Raw genomic sequence first — 15,719 nt, forward strand, 5'->3', positions numbered from 1 at the left:
ATTGTAACAAATACACTTCAACAAAGGCAAATCCAGTTTTAATCCAATCTTTCATAGCATCTTTGTGGTTAAACTATGCACAACTATATAATGAAGTCTGTTTTTGTTATACTATTTTCATTCATTTTTATAACCACCACACAAGCCCAAACTGCCCCAGCAACAAAGGGGAAAATAACCGGAAAAGTTACCGATGCCACTACCAAACTACCGGTTGATTATGCTACAGTATCCATATTTAAACAAGGTGCAACTTCGCCGTTTAACGGCATCAGTACCGACCCTAAAGGAAATTTCAGTATTGGTAATATCCCGGCCGGAGAGTACAAAGTAACAGCCGAGTTTTTAGGTTACCAAAAAGCCATCATAGAACATGTAATGGTAAAAGATGGCGCTACATTAGCTTTAGGCGAAATTAAACTGGCGCCTACCGCCAACGAGCTTAAAGGCGTAACCATTACCGCCAAAGTACCAACGGTTGAAAACCGCATTGATAAAATGGTTTACAACCCTCAAAACGATTTGAGCGCGCAAGGCGGGGTAGCTATCGATGTATTGAAAAAAGTACCCCAAATTACTGTTGATATTGATGGTAACGTAGAGTTGCAGGGCAATGCCAATATTCGTTTCCTCATCAACGGTAAGCCATCAAGCATTTTTGGCGCGAGCCTGGCCGATGCTTTGGCCAGCATCCCGGCCAGCCAGATCAAAAGCATTGAAGTAATTACCAGTCCGGGGGCTAAATATGATGCTGCCGGTACAGGCGGTATCGTAAATATTATTTTGAAGGATAGCAAGGTTCAGGGCATCAATGGTTCGTTTAACCTTTCTGCCGGTACCCGTCGTGAAAATGGCTCGTTTAACTTAAACGCCCGTAAAGGTAACTTTGGGGTGAACGCCTTTTTTAGCGGCAACGCCCAGATCAATACCAACGCGCCTTATACACGTAACCGTGTATCAACTGATGGAAATGCAAATCAAACAACGTTTTTCCAACAGGGTTCAAATAACTTTAAGCGTAATGGTTATGAATCGGGCATTAACTTTAATTGGGATATCAGCAAGCATGATAACATTACTGCCGGTGTAGATTTTAACCATTTTGGTAACCATGGTAATGGTATCACCAATGAAGATTCGAGGATAGTTTCGGCCTCGGGAGCGTTTATTTCTGATACTGCCGATATCCGTAACTCAAGTAGTAAATTTAACGGCCGCTCAACGGATGTTAGCATCGGCTACAAAAAAACATTTGATAAAGAAGGACAGGAGCTGGACATCCTTTACACCGAAAGCTTTGGTAACAACAGCTTCAGTTCATCGCAGGTGCAGGATTATTTGAACGGTGTAAAACCTTCAACAGGTATCTCCAACAATAACCCCGGTAAAGATCGTGAAACCAATATCTCTATCGATTACACCCATCCTGTAAGTAAAAAAGTAACCATCGAAACCGGCGGAAAACTCGATTTTAACCACATTAACAATAATGTAGTAACCGATACCCTGGCAACCGATGGCGGCCTTAATCTTGACCCAAATCAAACTTATGGCTTTACTTACAACCGTAAAATATATGCCTATTACTTGTCGGCTTCGGCATCGTTGTTTAATAGTTTTTTAGATGTAAAAGGCGGTTTAAGGGATGAGTACACTACCACTAAGGCAGATTTTCAGGGAGTAAATATCCCTAATTATAATATTTTGGTGCCATCGCTGGTGTTTTCGCACAAGTTTGGTAGCAACAGTTCGCAATCAGTTAAGTTAAGCTATACCCGCCGCATCCAGCGTCCGGATTATGGCGACCTGAACCCTTTCCTCAACATCAGCGATCCGCATAACATTAACACCGGTAATCCGAACCTGAAGCCCGAAAAAGGCGATAACTTTGAGTTAGGCTACAACAAATCTTTCGATAAAGGGGCTAACATTAACATCGCGGCGTTTTATCGTCACAATACAGATGATATCCAGCAGCTTACCACCTATTATGATTCGTTGATGGTAAACAATAGGGTATATAAAGGTGTATCATTTAACCAACGCTACAACATAGGCTCGGAAGACAGGCAGGGTATCAATATTTACGCTTCGGTACCGCTTACCAGTAAACTGAGCGTACGTACCAATATGATATTCAGCAACAGGCGTTCAACCAACCCAGGTTTCGCTACCGTAAACGCTTTTGCTTACCGTTTAAACTTAAACGCGCAATACAGCTTTGGTCATGATTTAAGTGCCGAATTTTTTGGTAACTACAACTCATCGCAAAAAGGTATCCAGGGCACTAATCCAAAATTTGTGTTTTACAACTTTGCCATGCGTAAAATGTTCTGGGATAAAAAGGCAAGTATTGGCTTGACTGCTACTAACCCTTTCGCCAAATATGTTAGTCAGAGTTCATCAACCTTCGGCAGTAACTTTTATGCAACTAACGAGCGGTTGGTGCCGGTGCAATCTTTCGGCATCAGCTTAAGCTATAAGTTTGGTAAACTTGAATTTAAGAAGGATAAAGAGAAAGGCGATGATAACCGCGATAACAACGGGGGAGATAACGGGCCGGGTCAGGATAGAGGGAAGTAAGGCGTAGAGTTTACTCACCCGGTCTACGCTTCGCTGGACCACCCTCTCTATCCTCCGGATAAAGAGGGTAAGAAAAACAATAAAAAAATTAAAAATCCCCTCTTTACGCGAAGCGTAGAGAGGGGTGACAAGCGCAGCGATGTCGGGGTGAATAAACCCGGCGATAGGTCTGCACCAAACAAAAAAAGCGATGATCACTCATCGCTTTTTTTGTTTTATAATATCCGGGCAATTACCCCATCTTTATCAAAATACTTTCAATAATCAACGTAGCATCCTCACAGGCATCGGTAGCGGTTTCCATGGCTACAAATACGTCGGTGTATTTAATTAGTTCGATAGCATCTGTTTGGTTGGCCAGTAAATCGGCAAAGGCAGTGTTGTAAACGCGGTCGGCATCTGCCTCTATGCGCTTAATATTGGCACATGTTTCGAATATTTCGGCAGAACGGCTTAGCTCGTTCATGGTATTTACCGCCTTTTCAAGTTCTGTGCTGGCCGTTAAGATCAGGCCTGCCAGGTTTATGATGGGCTGGGTAATAGCCGGAACGTTGTACAGGTTAATACGGCGTGCAGCCATCGTGATCCTATCAGCCACGTCATCAATAGCCGAGGCCAGGTCACACATGTCTTTACGGCCAAAAGGCGAGATCAACATGCGTCCCGATTCGTTAAAAACCCGGTGGGTGATTTCGTAGCTTTTAAATTTCAGCTTATCAATATGGGCAAAATTAAACTTTTGCTCGTACGATGTTGGCGAATTAACGGCTTCATCAAGCAGGCGGGCCATTTCGGTAACGTTAGCTGCCGCGTCGTTAAATAAATCGTAAAAAAGCTGGTTTGAACTTGGGAATATCGATTTTGAGTTTGAGCTCTTCATTGATCTGTTTTATCAGTCGTGAATTTACAGTAGTTATACTAAGTGGACTTTAAACTATGTCTCTATAAATTGTCAGTGCGTAAAAGTAACTATTAAAACGATGCGTTGTGTTAAGTTAATGTTAAGAATGGTTAAGGCAATGTAAAAAAACAGTTGACCTGACTGTGTTTTATGCTATAAGTAATTGACTTTAAGCGTGGAGAAATGCTATTGCATCGGAAAGAAATTTTGTAACATTTAAGTTTAATTGAAACAATATGGGCCCAGGCACTATTATCTTTTAATAAGCTTATATATCATGAAAGCCGGGGATAAACATTATAAATGCGTAAACAGCCGCACTGGTTACGCCATTTATTACCATTCGTTAAGCAGGATGCTTAGTGATGAAGAGATCAGGACCGAGCTGGAAAAAATACGCGCCCGCGTAGCCATCCAAAACGGCATATACCTTGAAACTTTGTATTGGGAAGAAATGAAGCAGGACGCGGAACTGACGCGATGAAGCTACAGAGCTGCTATATACCAGGGATTTAATAACCCGAACCAACAATAATTGTGTTGTATGGTAATAACTATGCCTATTGGGCGAGGCATTAAAAGAGCAATAAAAAACCCTGCCACGGTGGGCAGGGTAAAAAAACCACAACAATTGTTTAACCTTTGGGCTATGAATCCCTCCGGTGTATTCCTAACTGCAATGCGACTTTTCTACATTATTTAACAACACATTATAATATTGGTTTTAGTTGTAGCATGTTATTTGAGCGGTTTTATATGTTAAAATCACCTGTTGGGGGTATTTGCCGTAATAGTTGCTATTAAACCAAAATTCAGTTTATCTTTATCGTAATTAAATCATGAGAAACTTTATGAAAAAATCATTTCAACTTAAGGCGGCATTCCTGTTTGCTTTCGCCTTATTGGTATCAACTTTTGCTTTTGCGCAGGATGCTAAACCTATCGCAAGTCCGCGCGATAGCGTAAGTGGTACTGCTGCAGGTTCAACAATTACTATTAACTACGGAAGCCCGTCGGTAAAAGGCCGTAAAATTTGGGGTGGTTTAGAGGCTTATGGTAAAGTATGGCGTGCCGGTGCTAACGAGGCAACTACTTTTACCACTACTAAAGATATTAAAGTTGAAGGTAAAGCACTTGCTGCCGGTACTTACGGCTTTTTCCTAATCCCGGCCGAAAACGGTACCTGGACAGTTATTTTTAACAAAGTGGCCAAACAATGGGGAGCTTACAAATATGATGATAAAGAAGACGCTTTACGCGTAACCGTAAAAACCAAAGCCGCACCAATGCACGAGCGTTTGGTTTACACAGTTGATGCAAAAAGCTTCTGCCTGTTTTGGGATAAGATCGTAGTACCGGTTTCGGTTAAATAACGATATTCTATACCTTACTTTTTACAATTTCAGGCCCCGGAAACGGGGCCTTTTTTTGGAGCTTTGGTTTTGAAGTTTTTGTCAGAACCGGGATTTGGGGCGATTTTTGAGATTTATGGGATTCATGCTAATCCTGCTCATCCTAAAAATCTCCCCAAATCCCGGTTCTGACATCAAGTTGATCCAATAATCCTAAAAATCATGGTTCATAAGCATTATATTTACCTCATAAATGCGCCGTCGTTCCAATAATAAACCTATTATAAAAAAGATTGTCGCCATACTGGTTTTGGCCCTGGTTATTTTTTTGCTCATGTTGTTGGCCAGGCATCCCGCCGCGGTTGAAAGCTATTATTCAAAAGGCTTTTATATTGGCGTTTCCAGGGTATTTCATCCTTTTCTAAACATTTTTCCTTTTAGCGTTGGCGATATAGTTTACATCGGGGTAGTTATTTACCTGATTTATGCTTTCATCAGGCTGATAGTATTGTTGTTTAAAAAACGGTTTGAAAAAGCGGGGCACTTATTTCTTGGTTTAATTATCGGGGTGCAATCGGCTGTGTTAGCGTTTTATCTTTTTTGGGGGATGAATTATTTCAGGGAACCGGCTTCGGTACGTTTAAACCTGCGGGATACTTCATTTACAACTGCCGATCTAAAGGCTGTAACCCGAATACTGATAGATAGCGTTAATGCAACCCGCGCTAAAGTAACCCATGCAGATATGGCTCAAAGCAACACTCACATTTATAATACAGCGCGTTATGCTATCCGATCGTTAAGTAAAGATTCTGCTAATTTCAGGGCTTACGATCCTGATATCAAACCATCCATATTAACTCCCTTGCTTAATTATATCGGTACATCAGGTTACTTTAACCCTTTTACATCCGAGGCGCAGGTAAACTACCAGATGCCGGTTTTTAACAGGCCCTTTGTGGTTTGCCACGAAATGTCGCACCAGATGGGTTACGGTGCCGAAGATGAAGCTGATTTCGCAGGTTTTGTTGTAGCCACCCACTCGCACGATAGGCTGTTGCGCTATTCGGCCTATCACCTGGCCGTGCAGGAATTTATGTATTCGCTCGGGGGGCGGGATACCGTAGCCCACAAGGAGTTAAAAGCCCTGATCAGTGCAGATGTAAAAAACGATTACAAAATTGAACGCGAGTACTGGCGTGCCTATCAAAACAAGCTCAGCGCTATCAGCAGTGTTTTTTATGATAATTTCTTGAAGGCCAATAATCAGCCTCAGGGCCTCGAAACCTATAACCGCATGGTGCTGCTGGTAATGGCGGCGTATAAGGAGCGGTGGCCGTCTTTGAGTCATTAAGTCATTGGCTGCGCGTCATTAGGTCATTTTGTTTGATGGCTATCTTTAATAACTGTTCATGGTTTTTTCATGTAGAGACGCATCACATGCGTCTCCCGTAGAACAAGCGGCCACGCAAATCTCTCTCGATACCCGTAAATTGCACGCGGGAGACGCATGTGATGCGTCTCTACGAAAGAAATAAAAGCCCGCCTCATTCTACTTTGATGATCACAGGTATGGAATGTTCGCTCTCATTCTTGATCCTGTCTATAGCGGTTACCACATATCTGTAAGTTGCACCCTTAATAACGCTCTTATCCACGAAAAAACAATCAGTATTGAATTGCATGTGTATTATGTTCTCCGGATGTTCGGTGCTGATCAGATCGTCGTTTTGATCAAAGCGGTAGATCACATAGCCGTATTCGGGTTCATTGTCTTTGGCTGTATCAGGTGCTTGCCATGTTAATTTGATGGCACCGGTTTCTGCTACAGCACTTACCTCGCTAGGGGGATTAGGCGCGATCGAATCGCGCCAGAGCATGGCAGGGGGTAGGGCCGGATAGCGATAAAGGTTGCGTTTTAAACTATCGGCAAAGCCAAGTGGGTTTTGTAGTAATGAATTTGTGTTGTAGTAAATGCTGCCCTGTACCCGAGGGTTGTTGCGGAGATATTTTACCTGGTTGGGTAGTTGCGAGGCTTCTCTAAAGCCCGGCAGTTTGCTTTCGATGATGCGGTAGGGGGCGTGGCCAATGTACAAATGCCGGTTATAGGTGTTATCGGCCCACCAATCTACCAGTACGTTAAAAGCCATTAGCCTGTCGTTTAAGGGGCGGTAAAGTTGCGGGGCAACATAGTCAACCCAACCTTCTTTTACCCATTTCCTCGCATCAGCATAAAGTTCATAATAGGAATCGCCGCCGTGCGTATCCGAACCAGCGGGATTTTGATACTTATTGGCCCAAATCCCAAAAGGGCTTACACCAAATTTGATATGTGTATTGTAACTGCGGATACTATCTGAAAGCATTTTTACCAGCAGGTCTACATTATTTCGCCGCCAATTTTTGATGTCTGTAAACCCGTTGCTATGATCGCGAAAAGCCTGGCCATCGGCTATTATTTGTCCTTTCACCTGGTATGGGTAAAAATAATCGTCCATGTGGATGCCATCAATATCATAGTTGTTCATGATATCCAAAACCACTTTTACAATGTATTCCCTCACTTCAGGCAGACCGGGGTTAAATAGCTTCATGCCGCCGTACTGGAAAAACCAACCGGGTTTTATATTAGTAATATGTTGCGGACTTAATTCATTGTATTTGGCATTGTTGGTGGCGCGATAGGGGTTGATCCATGCATGTAATTCCATGCCTCGTTTATGTGCCTCCGTTATAGCAAAGGCCAGCGGATCATAAAACGGATCGGGAGCTACACCCTGTTTACCGTTAAGCCACTTTGACCATGGCTCCCGGCTTTTGGCATAAAAAGCATCAGCCGCCGGGCGGATCTGGAGAAATATAGCATTGATGCCAATGTGCTGCAATGAATCTAAAATGGTTAAAAGTTCCTGCTGTTGTAGTTCGGCCGGTTCGCCGGGCTTTTTGGGCCAATCTATGTTCTCAACAGTAGCTATCCACGCGCCGCGCAGTTCCCGTTTGGGGTGGGTGTTGGTTTTGGTGGTATCGGCAACTTGTGCTGTTAAAACCTGTGTAATGGTTATCAGCAATAAGCTAACGTATATGATCTTTAGTTTCATCGTTCTTTATTAATTAACCCGGGCACGGCCGCGTTCAGTTTCTAAGCCGCTTTTATTTTTACGCTTTTTGCTCTCGATACCAAACCTGTAGGCGAAAGTAAGGTTTACCTGCCGGGTATCATTAAAATTAGTGCTGGTAAGCAGGGCATTGGTCAAACTAACTTCCCGCTTTATTTTCCACGAGTGAAAAATATCCAGCCCCGAAAGGGTAATTGTTCCTTTGCCGTTCAGCAGCTTTTTTTGTACGCTTGTATTAACCCTGTAAATAGGCAAATAGTATCCCTGCCCAATGGTGTTTTTTGTCCGGTATGCGCCGCTTATTTCCGCGCTCCATCCGTTGTTAAATTTAAATTGATTGTTTCCTGATAGCTGGAAAACCAGTTTCCGGGAATATAATGATGAACTACCGGATATTGGTCCGCTAAACATGCGGTCAGATACCTGGGTAAAAAGATTGGCTGTCCACCATTTCAAAACCGGGAGGTTGACTGTTGAATAGATGGCTATGTTATGCCTTGTAGGTACGTTTACTGATGTCCAGATCAACGATTGCCCATCAACGTAATAGTATTGGATAATGGTGTTTTTGCCTTTGCTGAAAGATGCGCCGACGGTTAACCTCCCCGCATGCGTAAACGACAGGTCAAGATCCATAGTTCGCTCCGGGAGTAGCGAAGCATTGCCCCTGAAATTGGTGTACCTGTCAAAATAGAATGCGAAGGGGTTAAGGCTTGAATAATCGGGGCGGTCAACCCCTGCTTCAAACGATAAGTTTAATGTGTTTACAGCCGCGGTATCCAGTTTATAGAACGCGTAAAGTTTGGGGAAGAAATTATTGTAAGTTATATTTATTGGCTGATAGGAAGTACCCGCATAATTATACTGCCGCGCGTTCGAACTGCTGTTTTCAAACCGTAGGCCAGCTTCAATTGTCAAGCTTTTTAATTCTTTATTCAGGCTGATGTACGCGGCGTTAATATGTTCGTTATAGCTATTTCTGCTGGTTAGCGAATCATTTTGAGTTCCTTCGCCATTAAAGTAAACACCATTGCTGCTTCTTTGTGAGTAGATAGCCTGCACCCCTGCAGATACTCCGATGTTGGCTAAAGTTTTGGTTTCATAATCGGCCTTTAAACTGTAAACATTGGCTTTGAAAGGATTTTTGGTGATCAACTGATAGTTGTTTAAAAGCGTTGAATTACCGGGCAGATAAGTGTCGCTGTTTAATTGCTGGTCGGCCTTATCGCTGTAATTCATGTAATCGGCATCTATCCTGATGTTTTCGCCCTCTTTTTTAAATTTATGCTGATAATACAGGTTGAGCGCAACATCATCGGTATGCCTGCTCAGGTGACTTTGAGTTTTCACCAACGAATCGGGTACAGTGTGGCTAAACTGCAACAGGTAATCGCCTTTTTCCCGGTAGGGGCTTATCAAACCATCTACCACCAAACCAACACTATTGTTTGTGTCAATATCGGCATCAAAACCTGTTTTGTAATTGATGCTTTTAGTATTACTGGTTTCAAAATTATCCTGGTAAATGGAGTAGTTATTAGCAGGTTCAGCAAAGTTAAACAACCTGTTTCGCTGCACTTTAAAATAACTGTTGTTGGATGAGTAGCCCGCGTTGCCAAAGAAATTTACCCGTCCGTTTTTGTAATTAAGGTTTAAATTATAATTGGCTTTGCTGTACCGGCCCTGCCCGCGTGTGGCAGAGAAGCTTCCGTTGAGGCCATCGGTTTTATTTTTTTTGGTAATGATATTGATCAAACCACCACCACCTTCTACATGATACTTTGCCGGTGGGATAGGCATCAGCTCGAGTTTTTCGATAGTGCCGGAGGGGAGTGATTTTAAATAGTTTAACAATTGCGCGCCATCCAGAAAAGTTTGTCGCCCGTCAATGTAAATGGTTACGCCTTGTTTGCCTCTAAGCGAGATCCCGTCATCACTTACCTCTACGCCGGGAGCATTGTTTAAAACTTCAACAGCGCTTACGCCGGTGTTTGATAGTAATTGACTAACGTTTACAATGGTGCGGTCTATTTTCTGCTCGGTGTATGTTTTTTTGCTGGTGATAACAACTTCTTTTAATTGATGGTCTGCTATGGTTAATTTGACCTGCTTCAAATCGATCACCGAATTGTTAGAGTTAATTACCAATGCTTCGGTTGTAAATGTTCGGTATCCAATATGGTTAACGCTGATTGAGTATGTTCCGGCTGATAACTTATCAAACCTAAAAACTCCCGATTTATCGCTTCCTGTCGATTTGTTGAAAGTGCCATCACCCGACTTTTTGAGAATGATCCTCACCCCTTCAACCGGCTGCCCGGTCTCCCCGGCTACAATTGTTCCGGTAATTGTTCCGGGGTTAACTTTGCTTGCAGAAATGGTTTGCCCCCTAACATTTAGGCAAAGCAGTAGCCATAAGGCTGATAAGATCACCTTCATCATATTCAATTATGTTAGTTTCGGGGAGTTTTAAGTACTACGGAAGTCGAGTTTAATTTTTTGTTTGATTACCATATGTAACCACCGCGTCGATGATCTTTTCAGCTATTTCGTGTTGGTTTTTGGTGTTGAGGATATAATCAAGGTCGGCCTTATCAGTCATAAACCCTAATTCAATCAATATAGCAGGGGCTTTATTATGGCGCAAAACATAAAGGGTATTGTTTGGCGAGGTTTCGGTTATATCAACGCCATGGTTCGCGTTTGCAGTTTCCAATTGTTGCAGGGAGTTTTTTACATTATCAGCTAATCTGCCCGAAAAAGGATAAAGGGAGTTTCTTTCTACCAGTATCTCCATGCCGTTGGTATGCCTTGTCCACACGCCAGGGGCATTTAAATGTATGGAGATAAAGGCATCAGCCTTGTTGGTAACCCGGCCTTGTAAATCTAAATAGTGGTCATCGTTGCGGGTAAGGATGGTTTGGATCCCCCTTTTGGTGGCTGCGTCACTAATTTGCTTTACTATTTGCAAACTGAGGTCTTTTTCGCGGTAGCCGCCTGGCGCTATCGCGCCTTCCTGGCTGCCACCGTGCCCCGCATCCAACACCAACACAAAATGTTTTTTCAATAATTCGTTACCATAAACCTTTTCGGTGGAGAAGTAATATCCTGATAATAGTAATACAGGCACAATAGCAAGGTATGCCCATAATTTGAAGGCAGGAGAGTTGGGCTTGAAGAGCATGGCAACCCTTCGCTTTAAACTATAAGCGCTGAATTGATTGGTCATTTGCATTGCGGCTGGTGATGATAACCTAAGCAATAAGGACGCATATTTTTTAGGATCGAAAAACTGCTTTAAGTCGTTATCTACCTCAAATTCATGCACCTCGTTCAAGGCTCTGGCAATAAGATAAATGACAGGGTTAAACCAGAAAATGGCTTTTACTACCGCTATGAAAAGATTATCGGCCGAGTGGAACAACCGGGCATGCGTTTTTTCATGTGCTATGATCTGTTCCATCTCCTGCCCATCGACATTATTGTTGGAAATGAAAATAACGTGGAAGAACGACGAATTACTTTTGCTTTGATCGAGTACAACAAGGTTATTCCCCATCCGCTCGCCATGCCGGCGCGTTTGCTTTACTATTTTCAGGATTAAATAAGCAGCTTTAAGCAGCATAATAACGCAAACAACAATGTAAATGCTTGTGGCTACCGAATACCAGTTAACATTATCCTGCCCTTGCGTATCGGCTATAAAATGTTCCGCTTCGGGATATTTATCATGTGAAATAGCTATGGTTTGATTGATCTTTTTGATAGTTTCATTTTCCCTAACCTTGATGTGTAATGCAGGAATGATAAGGCTTACCACAACCGTAAACAGTAAATAAAACCTGTTTACGGAAAAGAATGTTAACCGCCTAAACAGCAATATATAAAGCGTGTAGCAGATTGCCATGCAGGCACTCGCCGCGCCGAGATAGTTAAATAATACCATGCCTTATTGTTTATCGATCATTTTTTGGATCTCTTCAATATCCTTATCAGATAAGGTTTCTTCCTTCACCATAAAAGATAGGAGTGACTGCGCCGACCCATCAAAATAATTTGTAATCAGTTTGCTAAACGAATGCTTGCGATAAGCGGCTTTGCTAATGGTCGGAAAATATTCATGGGTTTTTCCATAGGCCTTATGCCCTATGTAGCCTTTGGTTTCTAAAAGCCTCACTACTGAAGATATGGTGTTGTAAGGTGGCTTAGGCTCGTCTGGCATCTGTTCGATGATATCCTTAACAAAAGCAGATTTGAGTTCCCACATGATCTGCATGATCTTCTCTTCGGTTTTGGTCAATTCTTCCATATCCAAACCTATAACTTATTTTTCAGTTATACAACTGAAAAATAAGTTATAGGTGATTTTATCTTCTCCCACAAACAAAAAAGATTTAATGATCTAATGACACAAAGTAAAATAATACACAGCAAAATGACTCAATGACGCTAAATAAAATGACCAAATGACCGCGCAGCAAAATGACACAAAGTAAATGACCTAAAATAAAAAATGCGTTCCGTATCTCACCCCGGAACGCACACAATATCACGTCTCAAATGATATTGAATCAACTAAACCTCAGATATCATGCTTAATGTATACCCAAGCTCTTTATTCAGAAGCCGACGAGTGCCGGCGTTGAAAATCACGACAGAAAACTATACCGCTTTAGCGATATGTTTTAAATAATTACCTTTAAAAAACCTCGATTGTAAATATTTGAATGAAAACGGAGGTGGGCTGTAATTATTGTGAATTATTAGGCAAATTTACTTCAAAATCTTTAAAGAAGGCCGTTTTTAATACAGTTTAATGAATAATTTGTTCGGTAAAATTCCTGTTACTATGAAAGCGATTTTGAGTATTGGTTTAATGTTTCTTTCGGGTTTTGTTTTTGGTCAAAAAATTAACCAACAGGCAATAAGACGGTCGGAAATGTTGGCTAAATCAGTAACCATAATCAGGGATAATTGGGGAGTTCCCCACATTTATGGAAAAACAGATGCGGCCGTTGTTTTCGGTTTGATGTACACCCAATGCGAGGATAACTTTAAAGGCATCGAGCGTAATTACCTGTATCAACTGGGTAAGCAGGCTGAAGTTGATGGTGAAAGCAATTTATATATCGACGTGCAATTACAGTTAATTGCCGATAGTACTGACGCTATTAAAGACTACCGCAATAGCGCCCCATGGTTCAGAAAGCTGTTGGATGCCTTTGCCGATGGCATCAATTATTACCTGTATAAACATCCCGAAGTAAAGCCTAAAGTATTTAAACATTTTGAACCATGGTACGCCCTTATGTTTACTGATGGCAGTGTGGCCGCTACCGAAATGGGAGGCATTAAACTGGCGGATAATAAAGCTTTTTACAGTACCGATCCTGAAAAGTTGGGGGCTTTGGTCAGTCCGCGGAAAGATATGTACGATATGGTGAACGAGCGGGAAACCGGTTCAAATGGTTTTGCCATTGCGCCATCCCGCTCAGCTTCGGGGCACGCTTTATTGTATATAAACCCGCATGTGCCATTTTATTTTAGGAGCGAAGTGCAGTTGGTAAGCGATGAGGGATTGAATACTTATGGCGCTGTTACCTGGGGACAGTTTTTTATTTACCAGGGATTTAACCAGCATTGCGGTTGGATGCACACCAGCGCCTATGCTGATGTAGCCGACCTGTACGCCGAAAAAGTGAGCAAAAAACATGGCAAATGGTATTATGAATACGATGGCAAGCTAAAACCTGTCACCACCCGTAAGCTATCGTTCAACATAAAAAATGGCGACAAGCTTGAGCAACGCTCCATCACTGGATATTACACTCACCATGGCCCTGTATTGGGAAGCAGAGATGGCAAATGGCTGGCCCTTAAGGCTAATAACCGATCGTACAACGCTTTGGTAGAATCGTGGCTGATCACGAAAGCCAATAACCTTGCCGAATATAAGAAAGCTATGAATCTGGTATCAAACGCTACCAACAGTACGGTTTATGCTGATGATAAAGGGAATACCATTTTTTGGTACGGCAACTACATCCCTAAACGAAACTCTAAGTACGATTGGAGTTTGCCTGTTGATGGCAGTACATCGGCTACCGAATGGCAGGGTGTTCATAAATTAAGCGAGATCATTACCATCACAAATCCGACCAGCGGATGGATCCAAAATTGTAACTCAACGCCTTATACGGCTTCGGGGGCTTCAAGTCCGGATAAAAGCAAATACCCTGTTTATATGGCGCCCGATGGCGAGAATTACCGGGCCATCACCGCTATTAAACTGCTGAAAGATGCAAAACAGCTTTCGATGGATGAGCTGGTTGCAAAGGGATATGATCATTATTTGGCCGCCTTTGATGATCTGCTACCATCGTTATTTAACGCATATCGTAATGCGCCCGATTCGGTTAAGCAAACCCTTGCCGAACCCATAAAGATATTGCAGGATTGGGATAAGCGCACAGCCATCCACTCTGTAGCCAGCGCATTAGCTATAGAATGGGGCACCTTGATGATGAAAGCCCTGCCGCCGCCACAAACTGATCAGGAGAGTACTTTTATTACCCGTCGTTTTCAAACATTAGTAAAAACCTTAAGTGGGGCACAGCAACTGGCGTATTTAAATGATGTGCTCGTCGACCTTAAAAAACGTTTCGGTACCTGGAAAGTGGAGTGGGGCGATATGAACCGCTACCAACGGCCCGACGATGGCATCACCTTTGATGATAATAAGCCAAGTATTCCTGTTGGTTTAACCGGATCTGGCTTTGGGCAGCTGCCATCGTTCCAAAGTCGCACCGTTAATACCAATAAGCGCTATGGATATTCGGGCAATAGTTTTATCGCTGTTGTGGAATTTGGTACACGGGTAAAAGCCAAAAGCATCATAACGGGCGGCAGTTCGTTTGATCCCACATCAAAAAACTTTACCGACCAGGCGCAAGGGATCATCGACGGTAAATTTAAAGACGTGCTGTTTTACAAAAGGGATGTGCTGAAGCACGCCCAACATACATATCATCCCGGCGAGTATTTTAAATAGTAAACAAAAAACTATATTTGGTTAGTTAAAAAATGAAAAGAGCCCTGTTAATTACCTTATTGTTGTTTTGTGGTGTCGCGGCATTTGCGCAAAGCGTAACCGTTAACGATCTGGCCAACGTAGCTAACCTATCAAACGCCGAAGCGCATAATTACCTCACCTTAGGTAAAAAGTTTAAAAGACAATACATCCAGGAAATTGACGGCAAACCAATCGAGCACCTTAACAAAATTGGCCCTGATAATAAAGAAGAAACCGTTGTAATAGGTGTAGGCGACAGGTTGCCAAGCGGCTCTATGCTACGTACGGTTACTTATACAACCTCAACATCGCAACACATTCTCAATTTAATTGCTCAAGCTAAGCATATGGGCCTCACTCAAAAGCTCCACGGCTCGGATGCCAAAAATGATATCTTCTTTTTTGATAACGACTTCTTTCATATAGTTATCTTTCTTAATCACGATAATATCTCCGGCTCGGTAGAGGTGCATCAGAAAGAGTACCTCGGGTTTGATTAGTTTTTGGGGTTACACCGATTATTTTTTGATTACACCGATCTTGACCGTTGATGGTTTTTGATTACGTTGATTTCGCTGATTTTTTCTGAACCGTGATCTTGAGGATTTTGGGATTGGCGGGATCTTGATTACATAGTCAATAGCTATCTGTACATTAGTAACTCTCCTCTTAATAAGGGCGTTACCTGCGGTCCG

General features: G+C 42.4%; 11 protein-coding genes. 6 read left to right on the plus strand and 5 right to left on the minus strand.

Annotation, left to right across the window (positions count from 1 at the left end; all coding sequences use genetic code 11):
• Positions 1–90: 90 nt before the first annotated feature.
• Complete coding sequence (locus AAFN85_RS22140; RefSeq protein WP_347529838.1) at positions 91–2,583, plus strand: outer membrane beta-barrel family protein; 2,493 nt, start codon at positions 91–93, stop codon at positions 2,581–2,583.
• A gap of 232 nt (positions 2,584–2,815) precedes the next feature.
• On the opposite strand, the gene AAFN85_RS22145 is transcribed toward AAFN85_RS22140, so the two are convergent.
• Entirely contained in the window at positions 2,816–3,463 is a 648-nt protein-coding gene (locus tag AAFN85_RS22145) for a DUF47 family protein (protein WP_347529839.1), read from the minus strand.
• Positions 3,464–3,761: 298 nt separating this feature from the next.
• Here AAFN85_RS22145 and AAFN85_RS22150 point away from each other — a divergent pair, with 298 nt between their 5' ends.
• The 3 genes from AAFN85_RS22150 to AAFN85_RS22160 all read left to right on the plus strand — a co-directional run bounded on the left by AAFN85_RS22150 (position 3,762) and on the right by AAFN85_RS22160 (position 6,190).
• Positions 3,762–3,968, plus strand: coding sequence for a hypothetical protein (locus AAFN85_RS22150; RefSeq protein ID WP_347529840.1), 207 nt, complete (start codon positions 3,762–3,764; stop codon positions 3,966–3,968).
• 367 nt (positions 3,969–4,335) lie between these two features.
• On the plus strand, positions 4,336–4,857 hold the full coding sequence (locus AAFN85_RS22155; RefSeq protein ID WP_347529841.1) for a DUF2911 domain-containing protein: 522 nt from the start codon (positions 4,336–4,338) through the stop codon (positions 4,855–4,857).
• A 232-nt stretch (positions 4,858–5,089) separates the two neighbouring features.
• A complete protein-coding gene (locus AAFN85_RS22160) occupies positions 5,090–6,190 on the plus strand; it encodes a DUF3810 domain-containing protein (protein ID WP_347529842.1) in 1,101 nt (366 codons plus the stop codon).
• Between the two features lie 193 nt (positions 6,191–6,383).
• On the opposite strand, the gene AAFN85_RS22165 is transcribed toward AAFN85_RS22160, so the two are convergent.
• Genes AAFN85_RS22165 through AAFN85_RS22180 form a run of 4 tightly spaced genes read right to left on the minus strand, consistent with a single transcriptional unit; the run spans position 6,384 to position 12,261 of the window.
• Positions 6,384–7,934 (minus strand): family 10 glycosylhydrolase, encoded by a 1,551-nt coding sequence (locus AAFN85_RS22165; protein ID WP_347529843.1) that lies wholly within the window; start codon positions 7,932–7,934, stop codon positions 6,384–6,386.
• Positions 7,935–7,943: 9 nt separating this feature from the next.
• Complete coding sequence (locus tag AAFN85_RS22170) at positions 7,944–10,394, minus strand: outer membrane beta-barrel protein (RefSeq protein ID WP_347529844.1); 2,451 nt, start codon at positions 10,392–10,394, stop codon at positions 7,944–7,946.
• A 49-nt stretch (positions 10,395–10,443) separates the two neighbouring features.
• On the minus strand, positions 10,444–11,898 hold the full coding sequence (locus AAFN85_RS22175; RefSeq protein ID WP_347529845.1) for a M56/M15 family metallopeptidase: 1,455 nt from the start codon (positions 11,896–11,898) through the stop codon (positions 10,444–10,446).
• 3 nt (positions 11,899–11,901) lie between these two features.
• On the minus strand, positions 11,902–12,261 hold the full coding sequence (locus AAFN85_RS22180) for a BlaI/MecI/CopY family transcriptional regulator (protein ID WP_347529846.1): 360 nt from the start codon (positions 12,259–12,261) through the stop codon (positions 11,902–11,904).
• Positions 12,262–12,801: 540 nt separating this feature from the next.
• Here AAFN85_RS22180 and AAFN85_RS22185 point away from each other — a divergent pair.
• Complete coding sequence (locus AAFN85_RS22185; RefSeq protein WP_347529847.1) at positions 12,802–15,003, plus strand: penicillin acylase family protein; 2,202 nt, start codon at positions 12,802–12,804, stop codon at positions 15,001–15,003.
• 32 nt (positions 15,004–15,035) lie between these two features.
• The gene (locus tag AAFN85_RS22190) at positions 15,036–15,524 is read left to right on the plus strand and encodes a hypothetical protein (protein WP_347529849.1); all 489 of its coding nucleotides are present in this window, start codon (positions 15,036–15,038) and stop codon (positions 15,522–15,524) included.
• The last annotated feature ends 195 nt before the right edge of the window (positions 15,525–15,719 follow it).

Source organism: Mucilaginibacter sp. CAU 1740 (genome assembly GCF_039839285.1).
GTDB lineage: Bacteria > Bacteroidota > Bacteroidia > Sphingobacteriales > Sphingobacteriaceae > Mucilaginibacter.

What these genes read in the sequence shown, in the direction of transcription:
- AAFN85_RS22140 (WP_347529838.1), top strand. Translation starts at nt 91, where the DNA reads ATGAAGTCTGTTTTTGTTATACTATTTTCATTCATTTTTATAACCACC.
- AAFN85_RS22145 (WP_347529839.1), bottom strand. Translation starts at nt 3,463, where the DNA reads ATGAAGAGCTCAAACTCAAAATCGATATTCCCAAGTTCAAACCAGCTT.
- AAFN85_RS22150 (WP_347529840.1), top strand. Translation starts at nt 3,762, where the DNA reads ATGAAAGCCGGGGATAAACATTATAAATGCGTAAACAGCCGCACTGGT.
- AAFN85_RS22155 (WP_347529841.1), top strand. Translation starts at nt 4,336, where the DNA reads ATGAAAAAATCATTTCAACTTAAGGCGGCATTCCTGTTTGCTTTCGCC.
- AAFN85_RS22160 (WP_347529842.1), top strand. Translation starts at nt 5,090, where the DNA reads ATGCGCCGTCGTTCCAATAATAAACCTATTATAAAAAAGATTGTCGCC.
- AAFN85_RS22165 (WP_347529843.1), bottom strand. Translation starts at nt 7,934, where the DNA reads ATGAAACTAAAGATCATATACGTTAGCTTATTGCTGATAACCATTACA.
- AAFN85_RS22170 (WP_347529844.1), bottom strand. Translation starts at nt 10,394, where the DNA reads ATGATGAAGGTGATCTTATCAGCCTTATGGCTACTGCTTTGCCTAAAT.
- AAFN85_RS22175 (WP_347529845.1), bottom strand. Translation starts at nt 11,898, where the DNA reads ATGGTATTATTTAACTATCTCGGCGCGGCGAGTGCCTGCATGGCAATC.
- AAFN85_RS22180 (WP_347529846.1), bottom strand. Translation starts at nt 12,261, where the DNA reads ATGGAAGAATTGACCAAAACCGAAGAGAAGATCATGCAGATCATGTGG.
- AAFN85_RS22185 (WP_347529847.1), top strand. Translation starts at nt 12,802, where the DNA reads ATGAAAGCGATTTTGAGTATTGGTTTAATGTTTCTTTCGGGTTTTGTT.
- AAFN85_RS22190 (WP_347529849.1), top strand. Translation starts at nt 15,036, where the DNA reads ATGAAAAGAGCCCTGTTAATTACCTTATTGTTGTTTTGTGGTGTCGCG.